This is a genomic window from Paludisphaera sp. (assembly GCF_037189885.1).
Taxonomy (GTDB): domain Bacteria; phylum Planctomycetota; class Planctomycetia; order Isosphaerales; family Isosphaeraceae; genus Paludisphaera.
The window spans coordinates 15,846-35,059 of the sequence record NZ_JBBCIR010000021.1; the positions used below are offsets into that span (position 1 = coordinate 15,846).

16 protein-coding genes are annotated in these 19,214 nt (G+C 71.4%); 9 read left to right on the forward strand and 7 right to left on the reverse strand.

The window, feature by feature from the left end:
• Window positions 1-114 precede the first annotated feature (114 nt).
• From WG209_RS08300 to hisB, 4 genes are all read right to left on the reverse strand, one after another.
• On the reverse strand, window positions 115-1,284 hold the full coding sequence (locus WG209_RS08300; RefSeq protein WP_337174564.1) for an aminotransferase class I/II-fold pyridoxal phosphate-dependent enzyme: 1,170 nt from the start codon (window positions 1,282-1,284) through the stop codon (window positions 115-117).
• Between the two features lie 75 nt (window positions 1,285-1,359).
• A complete protein-coding gene (locus WG209_RS08305) occupies window positions 1,360-1,779 on the reverse strand; it encodes a cytochrome c (RefSeq protein WP_337174565.1) in 420 nt (139 codons plus the stop codon).
• A 151-nt stretch (window positions 1,780-1,930) separates the two neighbouring features.
• Entirely contained in the window at window positions 1,931-2,995 is a 1,065-nt protein-coding gene (locus WG209_RS08310; RefSeq protein WP_337174566.1) for a lysylphosphatidylglycerol synthase transmembrane domain-containing protein, read from the reverse strand.
• Window positions 2,996-3,061: 66 nt separating this feature from the next.
• Entirely contained in the window at window positions 3,062-3,658 is a 597-nt protein-coding gene (gene hisB / locus WG209_RS08315) for an imidazoleglycerol-phosphate dehydratase HisB (RefSeq protein WP_337174567.1), read from the reverse strand.
• 765 nt (window positions 3,659-4,423) lie between these two features.
• On the opposite strand from hisB, the gene WG209_RS08320 reads away from it, so the two are divergent.
• The 4 genes from WG209_RS08320 (at window position 4,424) to WG209_RS08335 (ending at window position 9,975) form a co-directional block, all read left to right on the forward strand.
• Window positions 4,424-6,919: a hypothetical protein gene (locus tag WG209_RS08320; protein WP_337174568.1), complete on the forward strand. Its 2,496-nt coding sequence runs from the start codon at window positions 4,424-4,426 to the stop codon at window positions 6,917-6,919.
• 94 nt (window positions 6,920-7,013) lie between these two features.
• Window positions 7,014-7,460 carry an ACT domain-containing protein gene (locus WG209_RS08325; RefSeq protein WP_337174569.1) on the forward strand — a complete coding sequence of 149 codons (447 nt, stop codon included), beginning with the start codon at window positions 7,014-7,016 and terminating at the stop codon, window positions 7,458-7,460.
• Between the two features lie 44 nt (window positions 7,461-7,504).
• Window positions 7,505-8,674 carry a ribosome small subunit-dependent GTPase A gene (rsgA, locus tag WG209_RS08330; RefSeq protein ID WP_337174570.1) on the forward strand — a complete coding sequence of 390 codons (1,170 nt, stop codon included), beginning with the start codon at window positions 7,505-7,507 and terminating at the stop codon, window positions 8,672-8,674.
• Window positions 8,675-8,901: 227 nt separating this feature from the next.
• Entirely contained in the window at window positions 8,902-9,975 is a 1,074-nt protein-coding gene (locus WG209_RS08335; protein ID WP_337174571.1) for a WD40 repeat domain-containing protein, read from the forward strand.
• A gap of 60 nt (window positions 9,976-10,035) precedes the next feature.
• Here WG209_RS08335 and WG209_RS08340 read toward each other — a convergent pair whose 3' ends face one another.
• Entirely contained in the window at window positions 10,036-10,485 is a 450-nt protein-coding gene (locus WG209_RS08340; RefSeq protein WP_337174572.1) for an Hsp20/alpha crystallin family protein, read from the reverse strand.
• 475 nt (window positions 10,486-10,960) lie between these two features.
• Between WG209_RS08340 and WG209_RS08345 the strand changes: the two genes are divergently transcribed.
• Entirely contained in the window at window positions 10,961-12,121 is a 1,161-nt protein-coding gene (locus tag WG209_RS08345) for a WD40 repeat domain-containing protein (protein ID WP_337174573.1), read from the forward strand.
• Window positions 12,122-12,133: 12 nt separating this feature from the next.
• Here WG209_RS08345 and WG209_RS08350 read toward each other — a convergent pair whose 3' ends face one another.
• Window positions 12,134-13,609 carry a hypothetical protein gene (locus WG209_RS08350; protein ID WP_337174574.1) on the reverse strand — a complete coding sequence of 492 codons (1,476 nt, stop codon included), beginning with the start codon at window positions 13,607-13,609 and terminating at the stop codon, window positions 12,134-12,136.
• A 908-nt stretch (window positions 13,610-14,517) separates the two neighbouring features.
• On the opposite strand from WG209_RS08350, the gene modA reads away from it, so the two are divergent.
• The 4 genes from modA to WG209_RS08370 all read left to right on the forward strand — a co-directional run bounded on the left by modA (window position 14,518) and on the right by WG209_RS08370 (window position 17,627).
• Entirely contained in the window at window positions 14,518-15,306 is a 789-nt protein-coding gene (gene modA, locus WG209_RS08355) for a molybdate ABC transporter substrate-binding protein (RefSeq protein WP_337174575.1), read from the forward strand.
• A gap of 15 nt (window positions 15,307-15,321) precedes the next feature.
• Entirely contained in the window at window positions 15,322-15,993 is a 672-nt protein-coding gene (gene modB / locus WG209_RS08360) for a molybdate ABC transporter permease subunit (RefSeq protein WP_337174576.1), read from the forward strand.
• Complete coding sequence (locus WG209_RS08365; RefSeq protein WP_337174577.1) at window positions 15,990-17,105, forward strand: ATP-binding cassette domain-containing protein; 1,116 nt, start codon at window positions 15,990-15,992, stop codon at window positions 17,103-17,105. Before modB ends, WG209_RS08365 begins: the two co-directional genes overlap by 4 nt.
• A gap of 228 nt (window positions 17,106-17,333) precedes the next feature.
• Window positions 17,334-17,627, forward strand: a complete 294-nt coding sequence (locus WG209_RS08370; RefSeq protein ID WP_337174578.1) for a hypothetical protein — start codon at window positions 17,334-17,336, stop codon at window positions 17,625-17,627.
• A gap of 58 nt (window positions 17,628-17,685) precedes the next feature.
• Here the strand turns inward: WG209_RS08370 and WG209_RS08375 are convergent, their stop codons facing one another.
• Window positions 17,686-19,134, reverse strand: coding sequence for a hypothetical protein (locus WG209_RS08375; RefSeq protein WP_337174579.1), 1,449 nt, complete (start codon window positions 19,132-19,134; stop codon window positions 17,686-17,688).
• Window positions 19,135-19,214: the final 80 nt, after the last annotated feature.

Consider the following 19,214-nt stretch of genomic DNA (forward strand, 5'->3'; position numbering starts at 1 on the left):
ATTGATACCGCATCGTACGCAGCAACTTACAAACACTAAATCTTCCCGAAACCCCACTTCTTGAGTCTAACCCCACGTCAGCCAGGGCAATTCCATGAGGCCTGCTGGAGTCCCTTAAACGATGACCCGCAACGCCCTCAGCCGCCGGGCGGCCTCGTCGAGCGTCTCGTCCTTCTTGCAGAAGCAGAAGCGGACGTAGGGGCGGCCGAGTTCCTTGTCGCGGAAGAAGCTGGAGCCGGGGACCACGGCCACGCCGATCTCGCGGACCAGCTTGCCGGCGAAGGCGACGTCGTCGCCGGCGGCGAACGCGCCGATGCCGGCCATGACGTAGTACGCCCCCTGCGGCGCCTCGAACTCGAAGCCGACCTCCCAGAGCGACTTGCAGAAGCGGTCGCGGCGGGCCTGGTAGCCGGCGGCCAGCTCGTCGTAGTACGAGCGGGGGAGCCGATACGCCACCGCGCCGGCCTCCTGGAGCGGGGCCGCCGCGCCGATGGAGACGAAGTCGTGGACCTGGCGGAACGCCCGGGTCATCTCCGGCGGGGCCAGGATCGTGCCGACGCGCCAGCCGGTCACGGCGTACGTCTTCGACATCCCGCTCACCGTCACCGAGCGCTCCTGCATGCCGTCGAGCGCGGCGAGCGCGACGTGCTCGCGGCCGTCGAACAGGATGTGCTCATAGATCTCGTCGGTGATCGCGATCACGTCCCACTTGCGGCAGAGCGCCGCGATGGTCTCCAGCTCCTCGCGCGTGAAGACCGCGCCGGTGGGGTTCGTGGGGTTGCAGAGGACGATCGCCTTGGTCTTGTCGTTGAACGCGGCGGCCAGCTCGTCGGGGTCGAACTTCCAGTCGGGGGGGCGGACCGGGACGAACCGGGGGGTGGCCCCGGCGAGCATGCAGTCGGGCCAGTAGTTCTCGTAGAACGGCTGCGAGAGGATGACCTCGTCGCCCGGGTTGATGATCGACAGCAGCGCCACGAGCATGGCCTCGGTGCTGCCGCAGGTGACCGTGATCTCCCGCTCCGGGTCGACGTCCAGCTTGAGGTGCCAGGCGGCGTGCTCGGCGATGGCGTGGCGAAGCTCGTGGGCGCCCCAGGTGATCGCGTATTGGTTCACGTCGTCCTGGATGGCGCGGCAGGCGGCGTCCTTCAGGACCTGGGGGGCGGGGAAGTCCGGCATCCCCTGGGCCAGGTTGACGGCGCCGTGGCGGCGGGCCTCGATCGACATGCCCCGGATGACGCTGTCGGTGAAGCTCGCGGCCTTCAGGGAGATCAACGGGTGCTGCATCGTGGGTCGTCCGCGAGGGTCGGGGGGGCCGTCGCCGCGCGGCGTCGGGCGGCGACGGGGGGGGTCATGGGGGGCTCACTCGGGCCGGTGGACGTCGTGGCAGGCCTTGCACGAGGATCCAAGGGCCTTCACCGTCGCCTTGAGCTGGTCGGCGTCCTGCTTGTCGGCCACGTCCCTGAGCGCGGCGGCGTGGTCGGCCAGCGCCTTCGCGAGCCGCTCCCACGAATCCTTGTCTCCCTGGGGGGGCTCGTTCCGGGCGAGGTCGGGGGCGAACTTCGAGAAGACCTCGGACGCCTCCTTGACCTTGGCCCAGTCGGGCGAGTCGCTCTTGGCCGCGGCCTTGAGCGCGTTGTTCGGGGAGTTCTTGCCCGCGAACAGCTTCGTCATGATGGTGCCAACGTCGGCCGGATCGTCGGCCGAGGCGTTCGTCGGGGCGACAGCGGCGAGGGCAAGCACCAGCGCGGCCATGCCAGCGCCGCAGATCAGGCTCTTCATGCATTCCTCCTCTGCGACCGTCGACGCGCGGGCCGCCGCCGCGGCGGCGCGGCGGGGCGGGCCCTGCCCGGGGGCCCCGCGTGGCATAGCCTAACGGCAAGCCACGCCTCGGGCCAGCGACGATCGACGGGCGGCCGAGCCTGCCCGGAAGCTACGCCGTCGCCGGGGCCTCGTCGGCGATCTCGCCCTCGATCAGCTCCTGCTCGATCTCCTGGGCGGCGGCGGTCAGGCCCCGCGCCTCGCGCAGGTTGGCGAGGTAGACGATCGCGCCGGTGAGGCCGCAGCAGAACATCAGGATGCGGAACGCCATCATCGCCAGCGCCCCGCTCGGGTGCCCGACGAGCCCCAGGAGTTGGTCGGCGACGCCCTCGCTCAGCCCGAGAGCCCCGAACGGCAGCGGCACGGCCATCGTGAACAGGGTGAGCGGGCCCATCAGGAAGTGCTGGCCCAGCGTGGTCGCCATGGCGGGGAACAGCATCCTCCCCATCAGGTAGAACGCGAAGACGTTCAGCGAGTGCCCCAGGATCGACAGCCCCAGCGACAGCGCCACCACGTCCAGCCGCGATCGGTACGTCGTCGCCATGGCGTTCAGCTCGGCCGTGACGGTCCCCAGCTTGGAGTGCGGGGCCGGATTGAAGCCGAAGACCCGCGTGAAGACCCGGCCGAAGACGCAGGCCAGCAGCACGAACCCCGCGGCCGTGGCGATCCACGCCGCGACGATCAGCCGTTGCACCACGGGCGTCGCCATCCCCCACGCGACGACCCCGGCGACCGACGCCAGCACGAACAGCCCGAGCAGCCCCATGATCCGGTCGATGACCATCGACGCCACGGCCTGCGTCTTGCGGATCCGCATCCGCACCAGGTACGCCGCCTTGATGAGGTCTCCCCCCACCGCGCCGGGGATCACCAGGTTGAAGACGTAGCCGATGAACCCCAGCAGGAACGTCGACCGCAGCGCGAACCGGGGCTCGATCACCCGCACCAGGGCGTACCAGCGGACGAACGTCAGCATCACGCTGACCTGGAAGATGACGATCCCGGCCAGCAGCAGGCGATAGTCGGGCCTGCCGGCCATGACCTCGCGGATCTTGTCGCGGTTCTGGTGGACCACCAGGGCTAGCAGCCCGAACGCCAGCGCGATCAGCGCCAGGTTCACGATGGTCCCGGCCGCGGACTTCCTCGGCCTCTCCGCCGTCGCGTCGCTCGTGCTCACGGTTCCCTCCGTCGCTGGCGTCGTTGCGGTTGTCTTGGGCTCGGGCTGGTTCGGAATCGGATCAGATCAGATCGACCCCTTGGTCGAGGGGACGGCGTCGGTGCGGGGGTCGTGCTCGACGGCGTCGCGGATGGCGCGGGCGGCCGCCTTGAAGATGGCCTCGGCGATGTGGTGGGTGTTCCGGCCGTAGTGGAGCAGGACGTGGAGGTTCATCCGGCCGTGGGTGGCGACGGCGTGCCAGAAGTCGGCGACCAGCTCGCTGTCGAACCCGCCGATCTTAGGGGCGGGCATCGGCGCGTTCCAGACCCAGTAGGGGCGGCCCCCCAGGTCGACGGCGCAGGTGACCAGGGTTTCGTCCATCGGCAGGACGCAGTGGCCGTAGCGGCGGATGCCGGCCTTGTCCCCCAGCGCCCTGTCGAGCGCCATGCCCAGGCAGATGCCGACGTCCTCGGTCGAGTGGTGGTCGTCGATGTGCAGGTCGCCCTGGCAGGTGACGGCCAGGTCAATGAGCGAGTGCCGGGCGAACGCCGTCAGCATGTGGTCGAGGAAGCCGATCCCGGTGGCGACGTCCGAGCGGCCCTGGCCGTCGAGCGCCAGGGAGAGGCGGATGTCGGTCTCGCTGGTCTTGCGGACGATCTCGGCGACGCGCGGCGATTCGCTCACGGGGGCGGTCTCGGGCTGGAGGGGCGGGATCCAAAGGCGGCGATTGTAGCGGATCGGCCGCCGAAAATTCGAGAGCGCTCCGCCGATGGGGTCGCCGCGAGGTCGACGCGATCTCGATCCGCCATTTTCTCGCGATCGAGGGTCATGCCCTCGCCGAACCAGGCCGTCGCGCGGGACTCCAAACTCGAAAGTATAATCGAGAACATGAAATCCCCGATCCCCCCCGCGGACTGTTTAAGGGTGATCGTGGCCCCGTTCCTTGACATCTCGGATTCGGTAAAACGCCAAGCGAGGCCGCCAGGCCACGCGCGCCGCCTTCGATCAGGGCGCGACCACGCCCCGGCCCTCGACCAACCAGCCCCGTCCTCCGTCCGCGAGATCGCCGCCGCCGTCCGTCGCGGACGATCGAGAAATCGATTCGAAAACGACGAACGAAGCCAACTCGATTTCGACTCAATGTGATGATGTCATGAGTGTTGCGCGTAAACCGCGGCGATCGCGCGACGACGAACGAAGCCAACTGCGGGGGGGAGTCGCGACGGGTTGGACTCGGCGAGCCCGGGGCGTCCCCGCGATGTTGCCGTCGCTCGGCGTGGGCGCGGCCGGCCGCTCAGGATGCTCTGCGGGCGGGTTGTTGGCGCGGGCGGGCGGCCGCCATACGATGATGGTTGATCCGGTCCCGAGAGCGCCCGTCGGCGAGGGCCGCGAGGGGGACCGGGGCGCGGCCACGCGCCCGCACATCGGCCACTTGACGAGGATCGCCCCGTGCCAGCATCCCCGATCGCCCCCCTCCGCCCGATCGCCCTGGCCCTGACGGCCGCGGGGCTCCTCGGGTCGCTCCCGCCGACCGTCGCGACGGCCCAGGAGGCGGCCGACGCCCCCGCCGCGGCGCCCGCGCCCCCGCCAGGCCCGGCTTTCGCCGCCCGGGAGAGGCTGATCGCGTTCGTCGAGTTCGACGGCCTCGACGCCCACGACGACGCCTGGCGCCAGACCGCCGCGCATCGCATGCTCAACGACACCTCGCTGGGCGCGATGCTCGAACAGGTCGGCGTCTCGCTGCTGGACCGCGCCTCGACCTGGCTGCCGAACCGCAAGATCAACGGCGCCGACGGCGTGGCCATCGTGAAGCACCTGGCGCGCAAGGGGTTCGTCGCCGCGTTCCACGCCGACCCCTCCGCCCCCAAGGGCTTCCGCGGCGTCCTGATCCTCCGAGGGGCGGCCACGAAGGAGGAGAAGAGCCTCCTCGGCCGGCTCGTCGTCTCGTTCATGGACCCGGCCAGCAAGCATCGCCTGGAGCGCAAGGGGACGCGGTCGGTCGTGATCGTGCCCCCCCCCGGCGACGGCAAGCCGGCCGACGAGGGTTGGGCCTGGTGGGCCGAGGGGGGCGACATCGGCATCGCCCTGGCCCGGCCGTCCGACGCCGACGCCTGCCTCGCCAGCGTCGACGGCAAGGTCGAGAGCGCCGTCGGCCACGAGACGGTGACGGCCGTCGCCCAGCCCGACGCCGGCCTGACGCCCGCGCTGAAGTTCTTCCTCGACGCCAAGACCGACGTGAAGCTCCCCGGCTCGCCGGCGACGCCCCCGGCCGACTCCGGGATCCAGCGGATCGAGTACCGCTGGGGCTTCCAGGACGAGGCCCTGGTGGGCGCCACCCGCATCGTCGCCGCCAAGCCCCGCCAGGGGGCGCTGGCGTTCCTGGACGACCCGTCGTTCGAGGCCAAGAACGTGCTCCCGCTCCCCGACGGCGTGGAGCACTTCGTCTCGATTTCGCTGAAGCCGGAGCGCTGGGCGTCGCTGATCTCCGGGATGTTCCAGGGCTCCCCCGAGGCCAGGGCGCGATACGACGCGATGGTCGAGGGCGTCCGGACTCGCGGCCGGTCGGACTTCGAGGCCGACTTCCTGGGCAACATCGGCCCGCGCGTCGTCGCCTACATCGCGCCGGGCACGTCGGCGGCGACCGGCGACCAGCCGGCGGCCCCGAACATGGCCGACCCGATGGCCCTCCTCTCCGCGATGGGCCCCCAGATGCCCCGGCCCGTCGTCGTGGCCGAGGTGGCCGACCCGGCGAAGTTCAGCCGGGCCCTGGAGGCCGTGATGCAGGAGGTCAACGCCCAGCTCAAGGCGGCCTCCGCCGACTGGATCGCCGCGGCCAAGGAGGCCCAGGAAGCGAAGCCCGGCGGCCCGGGCGCCGGGCTCGCCATTGGGCCCGCCGGCCCCGGCGGCCAGGCCGAGCCCGACCGAAAGGACCGCAAGCGCGACGAGGATCTCGTCCCCGAGTTCCGCCTGCTGACCAGCACCGGGGCGGCGACGAATCGCACCTACATGCTGAACATCCCGACCGCCTCGCCGCTCAAGCTGCCGGCCGGCTTCCGCCCCAGCGTCCGCCTGGACGGCAAGCACCTGGCGATCTCCACCTCCTCCGAGGCCGCCCGCGTGGCGGTGGAGCAGCTCCGCGACAAGGACTGGACCCCCGGCGAGGAGATCGCCCAGGCCATCGGCCGGGCCCCGGACTCGACGATCCTCCTTTTCTACGGCGACTTCCGCGAGGCGACCTCGACGGCCCTCGCCGGGCTCCCGGGGGCGATCCAGTCCGGCGTCAACACGGCCCTCGCCGCCAGCGAGGCCATGATGAACCCCCAGGCCGCGGCGAATCAGCCGGGGTCGCCCGGCTTCGGCGCCGGCCCGGGGGGGCTGTCCCCCGCCATGGCCGGCTCCAGCTCCAGCGCGAACAGGTCGTTCGGCGGGATGTCGGGCCGCGGGTCCGACTCCGCCGGGTCGCCCCCGAACTCCAGCAGCATGATGATGATGGGCTCCGGCGGGCCGGGGGGACCCGGCTCCCAGGGGCAGCCGAACGCCCAGGCCGGCTCCCCCTTCGCCGCGATCCAGGTGCGGGTCGACCCCGCGAATCTCCCGGACGCCGAGGAACTCAAGGCCATGATGTTCCCGTCGACCACCATCGTGTCGGTCGAGGACGACTCCATCCGGATCGTCACCCGGGGCTCGTTCCCGGACGCCCTGGCCCTGGTGGGCTCCAGGGGCTTCCTCCCCGCGCTGCTGACGCCGATGCTCGCCTCGGCCCGCGCCGCCGCCGCTGCCAAGGCCGCCGAGGCCGAGGCCGCCGCCCCCGCCGGCCAGCCGGGGCAGCAGGGCCAGCTCGTCCCGCCGGGTCAGCCGGGGATTCCCGGGCAGCCGGGGCAGTCGGGCGGAGTCCCCGGGCAGCCGGGCTCGGTGAACCCGATCGCGCCGCCGCCCCGCCGTTGACGCGAATCCGCCGGGGCGGCGCGCAACGTGCCGCCCCATCGATGATCGTGGCCACGTCGCCCGCCAGACCCCTCACGATGGTGGAGGATGCACGATGGAAATGGTCAGCGAGATCACCGCGCGTCTGGAGAACAAGCCGGGCCGCCTGGCGAAGATCTGCTCCGCGCTCGCCCAGGAGAAGGTGGACATCCTGGCGATCAGCGTCATGGAGTCGGACGGCCCCAGCGTCCTGAGGCTGGTCACGGCCGACCCGGACGCGACGAGGCGGATCCTCACCGGGCTGGGGACGGAATCCACCGTCGCCGAGGTGCTCTCCATCCAGATCGACAACCGCACCGGGGCGCTCGCCGGCGTCCTGGAGAAGCTGGCCGAGGAGCACATCAACGTCGATTACGCCTACGTCTCGTCGACGTCGAGCCAGGGGAAGGCCCTGGCGATCCTGCACGTCGCGAACTTGAAGCGGGCCCAGCAGGTCTTCCGGGAGTCCACGGCCCCCGGGAGCGACAAGGCGGCCGGCCGTCGGCCGCTGCACTCGCGCTGAGCCCGGCCCCCACGCCTCCCCCCCGCCGGAAATGAAGGCCCCCCTTGGCGAAGAAGAAGAAGGTCCGGATCGATCTGAGGAAGAATCGCCAGAAGCGCGCGCGGGCCAACGACCTGACGCGCGCCTTCGGGGACGAGAAGCCCGCCTCGGCGGAGTCGGCCTCCGGCGAGCGCGTCCGCCCGAAGGGGGAGATGTCGCGCCGGCGGACGATCATGACCGACGCCGACGAGGGCCGCGACGGCGCGGGGGAGGGCGCCGCCGCCGAGGGGGCGTCGGGGCGCCGCGCCGTGGACGAGTCCACCTGGCTCTCCGGCCGGGTGGTCCGGGTGCACGGCCTGCTGAACATCGTGGAGGCGGAGGACGGCCGGACGTACCCGTGCCACGTGCGCCGGCTGCTCAAGAGCATGGCCATCGACGGCCGGAACGTGGTGGCCGCCGGCGACCGCGTCTGGTTCCGCCCGCCGGACTCCGCCGGCTCCGAGGGCTTCATCGAGCGCGTCGAGCCCCGCAAGGGGGTCGTAACCCGGGGCTATCGCGGGCGTCGGCACATCATCGCCGCCAACGTGGACGCGGTCTTCATCGTCTCCGCCCTGGAGGAGCCGGGCCTGAAGATCAGCCTGATCGACCGCTACCTGGCCGCGGCCGAGTTCAACGGCGTCCGCCCCGTCATCGTGCTCAACAAGGCCGACCTGGTCGACGTCTCGCTTTATCAGTGGGTGGTGGGCCTCTACACCCAGCTCGGCTACGAGACGCTGCTGACCTCGGCGGCCGACGGCCGGGGCCTCGACCGCCTGCGGTCGCTCCTGGGCCGGGGGGTGACGGCCATCTCGGGCCAGAGCGGCGTCGGCAAGAGTTCGCTCCTCAATGCCCTGCAGCCGGGGCTGAACCTCCGCGTCCGCGAGGTCTCCGACTGGACGGCGAAGGGGAAGCACACCACGACCACCGCCGAGCTGATCCGCCTGGACGGCGGGGGCTACGTCGTCGACACGCCCGGGCTGCGGCAGTTCGAACTCTGGGGCGTGCTCCCCGGCGAGCTGGAGGGCTGCTTCGTCGAGTTCCGCCCGTTCGTCCCGCTCTGCCGGTTCCCGGACTGCTCGCACACCCACGAAGGCCGCTGCGCCGTGAAGGACGCGGTATACTGGGGATGGATCCACGCGGGACGCTACGAGAGCTATCTCAAGCTCTACCATCAGAGGCCCGAGGAGGGAGGGTAAGCCCGCCGGGCCCGCCTTTCGAATTATCCGCGACGCCCCCGATCGCGGATATTCGACTGGATTCGGGGCCCCTCGGCGCGGAGCGGAGGCCGGAAATTCCCCGGAAAATTCTCGGCTTCGAGGCAAGAAACCTCGCGGCTCGCCGAACATTCGAGCGTGCGAGCCCGCGATCCGTCCCCGCGACGAGGGCGGATCGGTCGGGCACGCCGATGGGAGGTCGCGGAGCGATGCTAGACGATCGAGCGCCGGGCGAGGAGAGTCGCGGTCGAGTACGTCTCCGCTGGTTGACTCGCGAGTCGACGGCGCTGATCCTGGGGGCGGGGGTCGTCGCCGCGATCCTCTCGCACCGCCAGGAGGCGGAGCCCCCGCGGCCCTCGCCTCGCGAGACCACCGTGGGGGGGCATGAGAACCTGGTGGAGTCCCTGGCGCTGGCCCCCGATCGCGACGTGCTGATCTCCTCCGGCTGGGACGGCACGGTTCGGTTCTGGGATCTGGAGCCGAAGGGGCCGGGCTGGGGCGAGGAGATCCTCAAGCTGCCCCACGGCTCGCAGCCCTATGCCGTGGCACCCAGCCCGGACGGCCGATACCTGGCCGTGGGCGGCTCGGCCGTCCTGACGGTCTGGCGATGCGGCGAGGAGGGCTGGACGCCGGCCGCCTCGATGCCGGGCGCCGACGGCCGCTACCTGGCATTTTCCCCCGACTCCCGGACCCTGGCGGTCGGCGGCAGGGGGGGCGCGATCCGGCTCCTCGCGGCGCCCTCGCTGGAGGAGAAGGCCTCGCTCCGGGGGCTGACCGGCATGATCCACGACGTCGAGTTCTCCCCCGACGGCTCCCTCGTGGCGGCGTCGTCGTTCGCCGGGGAGCTGGCGATCTGGGACGCGAAGACCGGCGCGCGGTCTCCCCTGGACCGGAACGCGGGCCGCGTCCACTGCTTCGCCTTCTCGAGCGACGGGCGTACCCTGGCGACCGCGCGCTGGCTCGGCGACGACGGGGGCGTCACGCTCTGGGACGTGGAGACCGGCAAGCCCAGGTTCGTGCTGGGCGCCGGCGAGGGCTACAACGCCGTCGCCTTCTCGCCGGGCGATCGCCTGGTGGCGGCGGCGGGGGTCGATCGGATGATCAACCTGTGGAACCCGGCCACCGGGGCGCCGAGGGGCCAGCTGACCGGGGACATCGGGTGGGTCAAGACCATCCTGTTCACCGACGGCGGGGCGAGGCTGGCCTACGGCGGCCGCGACGGCTCGATCCGCTTCTGGGACGTGCCCGCGACGGCCCTCGACGACCATTCGTCGACCGGTTGACGGCCCGCTCGGCCGCCCCGACGATCGGGGCGGCCTCCGGGCGACACGCGCGATTCGCGCTCAATCCTGCCGGACCTCGATCTTCCGGACCTGGGCCTCCGGCCGCTTCCGCAGCGACAGGCGGAGCACCCCGTTCGACAGGCTGGCGTCGATCGAGTCCGCGTCGACCGACTCGGGGAGCGTGATGGACCGCTCGAACCGGCCGAAGGCCCGGCCGTTGTAGGCGTAGTTCCGCCCCTCCTCGACCGCCCGCTCCGCCTTGATCGTCAGCGCGTCCTTCAGGACCGAGACGTCCACGTCCTGGGCCCGCACGCCCGGCAGGTCGACCTCGATATGGAAGCGCTCCTCGTCGCTCCACAGGGACATCGGCATCGGCCCCGCCCCACGCCGCTGCTCCCTCGCCTCGGCGCCCTCACCGAACAGCTGGCCCATGAGCGCGTCCATCTGGGCGTCGAGCCGACCGAGGCCATTGACCGCCGCCGGGATCCGATTTCGCACCATAATCGACATCGCTTTCTCCTTGCTCTCCTCGATGAATCGAAGCTCGCCGGACCGGGCGGGCTTCTCATCTAGGCCCATTAGCGAGCCTCGTGCCAAGCCATAATAGGTTTCATAAGTTGCTTCTAATCATTGACTTGCTGATCGCCGCGCTATAATTCAAGCGTCATGCCGCCGAGATGATTGGCAGTCCAGCTTTCGGACTTAGTGTCATTTTGGCAGTCAGCCCGCGTCAATTGGAATTTCCGCCATATTGACGCCCGGCCAGGACGCGTGGACGCGACCTAGGCTCAAGGAAGGGGCGAGGGCCGGCACCTTCGCCGAGGCACCCGAGCGTACGCGGAAGTTGTCCCGCGAACCGCCGGGGGCATTGAACGCCTCTGAATCAGCGGATGGAAAAGGCGGCCCGCGCCGGGCGGGTCGACCGATCGAGCGTGCCCCGACGCCGGCGCACGCGCCGAGGGGGCCCTCGGCCGAGGAGGATAGCATGCAACGCGAGGTGGACGGTGACTTCGACGGATGGACGCTTCAGGGGGAAGGGTCGCGCGTCGAGGCTCGGGGGGTCCGACTGCCCATCTTCACCTTGCGAGGGCTCCTGGTCTTCGTCGCCGTGCTAGCGGTCGGCGCGGCCATGGTGGGGGAGGAGCCCGAGGCCGGGGAGGAGGGGAAGGGGGGCACGCGGCTCGCCGGCCACTCCGGGCTGATCGATTCGCTGCGGTTCTCCTCCGAGGGCGGCACGCTGCTCAGCTCGGGCTGGGATCGGACGGTGCGCCTCTGGGACCTGGAAGGCCCGGGGGGGGAACTGGGCCGGGAGTTGGCCCGGCTCACCTTCGATTCCGAGGTGTTCGCCTCGGCGATCTCCCCCGACGGCCGGGTCGTCGCGGTCGCCGGGAATGATGGCCTGGCGCTCTGGCATTGGGAGAGGGGGGAGGTGACCCGCCCCAAGCACCGCTCGATCGGGGTGTCGCGCGCCCTGGCGTTCTCGCCCGACGGGTCGCTGCTGGCGGTCGGCGGGTATGACCACGGGGTCCACCTGGTGGACGTGGCGACGAGCCGCGTCGAGGCCGACTTCATGGGCCATCGCGACGTGATCCGGAAGCTCGCGTTCACGGCCGACGGCTCGCGCCTCTTCTCGCTGGGCTACGACGGCCGCCTCAAGGCCTGGGACGTCGCCTCGCGTCGGGAGACCGACGCGCCCGCCGGGCATGACGACGAGTTGCCCGTGCTGAGCTTCGCCGTCTCGCCCGACGGCCTGAGCCTGGCGCTGAGCCGGGTCGGCGCGGACGACGGCGGGATCGAGATCCGGGACGTGACCGATGGGTCGTTGCGGGCCGTCTGCCGCGGGGCGAGGGGCTCGGGCGAGGTCCACGCCCTGGCGTTCTCGCGCGACGGCGAGGTCCTGGCGTCGTGCGGGTCCGACCTGGGCGCCCGCTTCTGGAACCCGGCGACCGGCCGTCCGTCGGGGATCCTCGAGGGCTCCCGGGGGTGGGTGCGGACGCTCGACTTCTCGGCGGACGGCCGCTGGCTCGCCACGTCGAGCGCCCCGGACGAGGTCCGACTCTGGCGGGTCGAGTTGCCGCGACGCCCGGCCGCGCCCGCCACGGCGACGACCCTCGGGGAGTCGTCGCGCGAGGCCGAGGCGGCCTGAGCGTCGGCGCCGTCAGCCGTGGCCGTAGCCGCGATCGAAGGCGTCGAGGTCGCGCATGTACGAGGCGTAGGTCGTGCGGAAGGTGTCATAGTCCACCGTCCACCGGGGCTGGTCCTCGGTGTGGCGGTGGCAGTGCTCCTCGATCAGCCGGTGCAGGAACTTGAAGAGGTGCCGGGGGGTGCGCAGGTTCCCCAGCGACTCCTTCAGGTAGTCGTCGCCCACCTCGGGATCGATGAACTCGCGGAGCCGGACGCCGTCGCCGTCCTCCGAGGGGTTGATCTGGCATGCCTTGAGCCGGTCGCTGGCCAGGTCGTACAGCGAGGGGCCGCTCCAGCGCAACGGCTTGATCATGTTGAGCTTGTCGGGCCGGGCGCGGTCGTAGAACTCCTTGTCCTCCTTCTCCAGGTAGTAGGCCAGCTCGATCGGCAGCAGCAGCTTGGCCCCGATGCCCGGGTGGCGGAGGAACTTGTGGTCCAGCAGCGGCCAGATCAGGGCCCGCATCTTGCGCGGATCCCCCTCGACCTGCTCCGGCTCGTCGACGCGGTCGACCAGCACGACGATCCCGCCGCCGTAGCCCAGCGTCTTGAGCACCCCCTGGAACTTGCGGAGCAGCTCGTACCGCTCCTCGGCCCGGCCGCGCGAGGCCGTGGGCATGGGCTGGCCCCCCAGCTCGGTCGGCCGGAACCAGAGAAGCTCCCAGCGCAGGGCGGAGGGGTCGCGGTTGAGCACCCGGATCCCCTTGCGGATGTCGCGCGAGTACCACTCGGCGCGGGCGATCCGCCAGAGCCAGTAGACCCAGCCGGCGATCAGCGGGACCAGCAGCCAGGGGAGCAGCGACCACGACCGCAGGCTCGGGAACAGGAAGACCAGCGCGACGACCGCCAGCGTCGTCCCGAAGCCGATCTGCAGGTCGCGCCGGCTCCAGAGCGACCGGAAGCCCGACCGACGTCGCAGCCGGCTCCAACGGCGCTCGATCGGCTCGCCGGTCGAGGAATCGTAAAGCGCGGCCAGGAGGAGCAGGTCGCGGCGCTGGTCCAGGCTGAGGACGGAGAGGTCGACCTTCTCGGAGGTCAGCATGTCCACGAGCTGGGTGACGCCCAGCGAGAGGATCGCGTCCATGTGGTCCTGGAGCTGGAACCGCTTCAGGACCTGGTTCGTGTCGCTCGCCTTGATGGCGGAGCGGAAGTTGTCCAGGTAGGGGTTGAAGTCGTCGTAGGAGACGACGAAGACCCGATCCGACGGGTTGGCCTCGTTGTAGTCCTCCAGCTCGGAGGTCATCTGGAGCCGCAGGGCGGTCTTGCCGCTCCCCTTCTCGCCGAAGACCAGGGCGGTGGAAGGGTTCTCGGGCTGCCCGAAGACCTTGCTCCAGGCGGGGTGGTGGATGGTGGCGAGGCACCGCCTTTTGAAGACGGTGTCGGTCTGGGCGTCCTCCTCGCTGAACGGATTGCCCTTGATGCCGTGGTGCTGGAGAAACTGTTCCGTCTTCATCCTTGGCGGGGCCTTTCCTCGAAGAAGGGACGGCTCGCGACGCGGTCCCCCGTCGGCGACGACGGGCGCGGAGGTCGCTCCCCGCCGCGCACGCAAGGGCGCGCGGGGCCGTCGGATACCACGATTGTCTCGTGCCGACCGTCGCGGGATCAAGTGAGGCGGGCCGTCTCGGCGCTGGGCGGGACTATGCACCTACTACCCGATTCCGCCCGCGCTCGCAACCTCAGCGACCGCGCCGGGCCTTCCACGGACGGTCGAGCCGGGAGAAATTCCGAGATTCCTGAAATCACGGCGGCCCCGCCGCGGACCATGCTGGCGTTCGATGGCGGTGTTCCTTGGCAATCCGGAAGCAGTTGAGAATCGCGGAGGACCGTTGTGGGGTCCGAATCCGTCCCCTTTCCCGCCGGGCTAACGACCCGACACCTTTATGGGACGGCGTCCCGGCCCACCGCTTGCCGTCGCCAAGCGTCCCTTCTCCCCTGGTGGGAGAAGGTGGCCGAAGGCCGGATGAGGGGGGACCTGGCCGGCCTTCGATCGCGCGCCGACCCCCTCATCCGCCCCTCCGGGGCACCTTCTCCCACGAGGGGAGAAGGGGGGAGATTCGCGGCGGCTCCCTGCTTCGGGTCCATGCCGAAATCAGTGTCGGATCGTCAGCCCGCCGGGAGAGGGGACGCACGTCTCACGCTCCCATAACGGGCGTCGAACGAAAGACCTCTTCGAAAGCGACGAACGAAGCCAGCTCGCAATCACGCCAATCCGTTACCGTGACACCACTTGCGCCCAAACACCGGAAAGTCGCGGCGCGCGAACGAACCCACCCCGCGGGCCTCCGACGCCCCGTGTATAATGGCCCCGTCGCCACGCCCGAGGGTCGGGCCGCGGCCGGGACCTGGAGCCGATCGACGGCGATGAAGCGAGGAACGCGGCGGGTGCCGGCCTTGATAATCATGCTCACTCTGGCGACCTTCGCGGGATGCTCGGGAGGGCGCGACGGCGACGCCGACGCCCGCGGGCCGCTGCGGATCGCCGCGGCGTCCGACCTCCGGTTCGCCCTGCCGGACTTGCTGGAGGACTACGGCGAACGCGACGGCCCGGTCGCGCCGCCGACGTTCGGCGCGTCGGGCGAGCTGGCGGAACAGATCCGCGGCGGCGCGCCGTTCGACGTCTTCCTCTCCGCCGACCTGAGCCTGCCGAGCGCCCTGGAAGGCGAGGTCCAGGTCGAGGCGGGCTCCGTCGTCGCCTACGCGCGCGGCTCGCTCGTGATGGCGGTCCACCCCGACGTTGCCGGCTCGGTCGCGACGCTCGCCGACCTGGCGAGGCCCGAGATCCGCAAGATCGCCATCGCCGATCCGAACGTCGCCCCTTACGGCAAGGCGGCGCGGTCGGCGCTTGAGAAAGCCGGCCTGTGGGGGCCGTTGCGATCGAAGATCGTCCCGGCCGGTTCCGTGGCGCGGGCGTTCCTTCACGTCGAGGAGGGGAACGCCGACGCCGCGCTGGTGAGCCGGTCGCTGGTCGCCGGGGCGAAGTCGAAGGTGATCGAGGTCGACCCCGCGCTCTACCCGCCCCGCGTCCAGGGGTTGGGGATCCTGGCGCGGTCGCCGAGGAAGGCCCGCGCCCGCGCGTTCGTCGGCTTCCTGCTGGGCGAGGCAGGTCGGCGCGTGCTGGCCGAGCACGGCTTCTCCCCCGTCCACCCCTGACCCGAGGCCCCGCGCGTGTTCGACGACCTCGGCCCGCTCTGGCTCTCGCTGAAGGTCGCGACGGCGGCGACGGCCGGCGTGGCGGCGCTCGGCGTGCCGGCGGCGATGGCGCTGGCGAGGCTGCGGTTCCCCGGCAAGGGATTGGCGGCCGGGGTCCTCGCCCTCCCGCTGGTGCTGCCGCCGACTGTGGTGGGATACTTGCTGCTCCAGGTGGTCGGCCGTCGGGCGTGGCTGGGGGAGTGGCTGGAGCGGACCCTGGGCGTGGCGTTGGTTTTCCACTGGTCGGGTGCCGTGCTGGCGGCGGCGGTGACGGCGTTCCCGCTGTTCCTGCTGCCGGCGAGGGGCGCGTTCGAGGCCGTCGACCCCCGGCTGGAAGACGCCGCGCGGCTGCTGGGGAGGGGGGAGGCGTCGGTCTTCCTGGCCGTCACGTTGCCGCTGGCGTGGCGGGGGCTGGCCGCCGGGCTGGTGCTCGCGTTCGCCAGGGCGCTGGGGGACTTCGGCGCGACGATGATGGTCGCCGGCGACATCCCCGGCCTGACCCAGACGGCGTCGCTGGCGATCTACGACGCCGTGGAGGTCGGCGACTCGCGGCGCGCGGCGGGGCTCGCGCTCGGGGTCTCCTCGCTCTCCGTCGCGGCGCTCGTCATCGCGCAACGGACCCTCCCCGGTCGGGAGGCGCGACCGTGAGCGTGGACGAGCGGCCGACGATCCTCGACGCCCGCGTCGCGCGGCGGGTCCATGCCGGGCTGACCGTCGACGCGACGATTCGCCTGGGGGACGAGATCGGCGTCCTGTTCGGCCCCTCGGGCGCGGGAAAGTCGACCCTCCTCCGGCTGATCGCCGGCCTGGAGCGGCCGGACGGGGGCCGCGTGAGCCTGGCCGGGGCGACGCTATACGACGCCGCGCGCGGGATCGACGCGCCCCTGCGCGAGCGCCGCGTCGGCATGATCTTCCAGGATGACCTGCTGTTCCCCCACCTGGACGTGGCGGGGAACGTGGGGTTCGGCCTGAAGGGGGCGAGCCGATCGGAGCGGGCCCGCCGGGTGGAGGAGGTGGCGGCGCTCTGCGGGGTCTCGTCGCTGCTGGGGCGGTCGGTGGGGACGCTGTCGGGCGGCGAACGTCAGCGGGTCGGCCTGGCGAGGGCGCTGGCGCCCCGGCCGCGGCTCCTGTTGTGCGACGAGCCCGTCTCGGCGCTGGACCTGCCCGGCCGCCGTCGGCTGCTGGAACGCCTGCGAGGGGCGCGTCGGGCCGAGGGGATCCCGATCCTCTACGTCACGCACAGCCCGGCCGAGGCGATCACGCTGGGGACGCGGCTATTCCTGCTGGAAGCCGGCCGGGTCGTCGCCGAGGGCTCCCCGGCCGACGTGCTGGCTTCGGCCGGGGACCGATCGGCGTTGCGGCACATGGAAGGGATCCGCAATGCCTTCGGCGGGACGGTCGCCGAGCACGCCCCGGACGGCGAGTGGTCCCGCGTGACGCTCGACGGCGGCCCGTCGCTGATCGTCGCGCCCGTCGGGCTCCCCCCCGGCTCGCGCGTGGACGTGGAGGTGGCCGGCGACGAGGTCATGCTGGCCGTCGGCCCCATCGCGGGCCTCAGCGCCCGCAACCAGATCGAGGGCCGGGTGGAGGCGGTGGCCGTCCACGGTCGCGAGGCCGAGGTCGTCGTCCGAGTCGGCGAGACCCGGTGGCTGGCCAGCACCCTCGCCTCCACCCCCGCCTCGCTGGGCGTCGCGCCGGGGCGAGCCGTCACCCTGATCGTCAAGGCGCGGAGCGTCCGCGTGGAACCGGCCGGGGGGTGAGCCGAGCACGACGGGCCCCGTCGGTCGGATTCGGTGGGCTTTCGAGCCACGCCCACGCCCCCGCGAGGCGAGCTTGCGGCCCATGGACACCCATGCTATCGTGACCGGGTTCGGGCGGTCTTTCGCCGCGGCCGCGCCTCCCCGAACCCGAGCCCCTGGCGCGACCTCAACGACATCACGCACGACGACCGACGCTTCTAGCCGCGATCATCCGGGAGGACCCAGAGGATGGACAAGGTTGAAGAACTCCTGAACATGACGCTCGAAACTATCGAGGCCGCCTGGGAGGAGAAGTACAGGGGCGTCCATGTGTCCGAGGAGTCCAAGATCAGCTTCTACGCGGCGCTCGTCGAGGCGATCCGACGCCGCCAGAAGGTGTTGGCCTACCAGCACGGCTACGACATGGCGTTCCTGGCGACGAACCACGCCAAGAACCTGAACCCCTACGAGAAGGGGACCGACGAGAACTTCCACTTCGCCTGCGGCCTGGAGTTCGGCGACGGCGACCTCCAAAGCATGTAAGCGAGCGACGACACGCGCGGGGGCTTCCGCGACCCGGAAGCCCCCGACCTGGCCTGCCTCACTCCGGCCACATGGCGTTGAGGGCCTCCACGGTCCGGTCGCTGAGGACCTGGCCCCCTTCGGGGCCGACCTGGTTGCTCTCCGGGATGGCGCTGTAGCCGCCGCCGTGGACGGCGGGCTCGGTGGGGAGGTAGGTCCCGGGGCCGGCGAGCTGGATCACGAAGGTCTGGAGCGCCTTGCTCCGGGCCTTCATCTGGATGCCGTACTGGGTGAACAGCTCGAACGGGTTGGTGGCGATCGCCACGTCGCCGAGGCGCAGGAAGTGGACCTCGACGGGGTAGGGCCTGGCGTCGCCCGCCTCCTGCTTCTGGCGGCGCTCCACGACCTCCTGATGCCAGAGGACGATCCGACGGTTCGCCGGGTCCTTCGACAGCCGCTCGACGTTCGCGGCGGCGCTGGCGGCCTCGGCCTCGGAGACGACCCGGGGGGGGAGGTCGATCGATTCGACCTTGTGGACGAGCGTCGCGCCGGCGACCTGTTCCTTCTTCGCCCCCGCGTGGGCCTCGTCCCAGGCGGCGACCACCCGGGCGGCGATGTCCTCCAGCCGCGTGAGCCCACGGAACTCCCGCATGCGTTCCTCGGCGCGCTTGCGGTACATCAGGTGGGGCGACTGGTCGCCCGACGCGCCGCTCCATCCCAGCACGACGAGGTCGGCGCCGTGGCGGGCCTTCAGGGTCTCGCGGATCTCGTGCCAGAAGTCGGCGTCGATCATCGAGTCCCCCTCGACCTCCTGCGACGGGCAGGCGACGTTCACGGCGGTCGCGACGAGCTTGCCGGTTTCGTCCCAGACGAACAGCACCTCGATGCCGTGGTCCTCGGGGCCCTCGACGCCGCGGTAGTCGGGGAGGTTGGTCGCGCCGTACATCACGGAACGGCCGTCGGCGTAGACGGAGCGGCGGTTGATGGCGACGAAGGCGTGCCCCAGGCCCCAGCCGACCTTGCTCGGCTTGCGTCCCTCCCAAGCGGCGACCGCGGCGTCGGCGATCCTCGCGGTCAGGAACGACGCGTACTCGCCGGGCCGCATCACGCCTTCCTTCGGGATCTCGTAGAACCCTTCCTCCATCACGGGCGCCGTGTGGGTGTGGGTCGCGCTGAGGATCAGCTTGTTCGGGTCGAAGCCGGGGATGCGCGTCCCGACGAGTTCGCGGGCCTCGGATAGGATCGACTTCGGGATCGAGACCACGTCGCACGCCACCAGGATCGCCTGGTCGACAACCTCCTCCCCCTCGCGCGACTCCAGCGCCAGGGCGTTGGCGACGAGCGGGCCGCGGACCCCCTTGGAGATCCGCGTGTGCATCTGGCCCGAGAGCGCGACGGGGCGGTCCGGGGTGATGCTCGCGCTCGCCGCGCCGGCGTGGAGTTCGCTCGCGGAGGCCGGGGGGAGGGCGAGGGCCGCGGCCCCGAGGATCAGCAAGCACGCGGGGATGGTCCGTCTCGCGTCGATCATGCGCCTGGTCCTGTCTGTCGCTGGGGTGGGTGGCTCATCGGCGACCGCGCCGGTTCGGCCCGTTGTATGCGAGCGAGGGC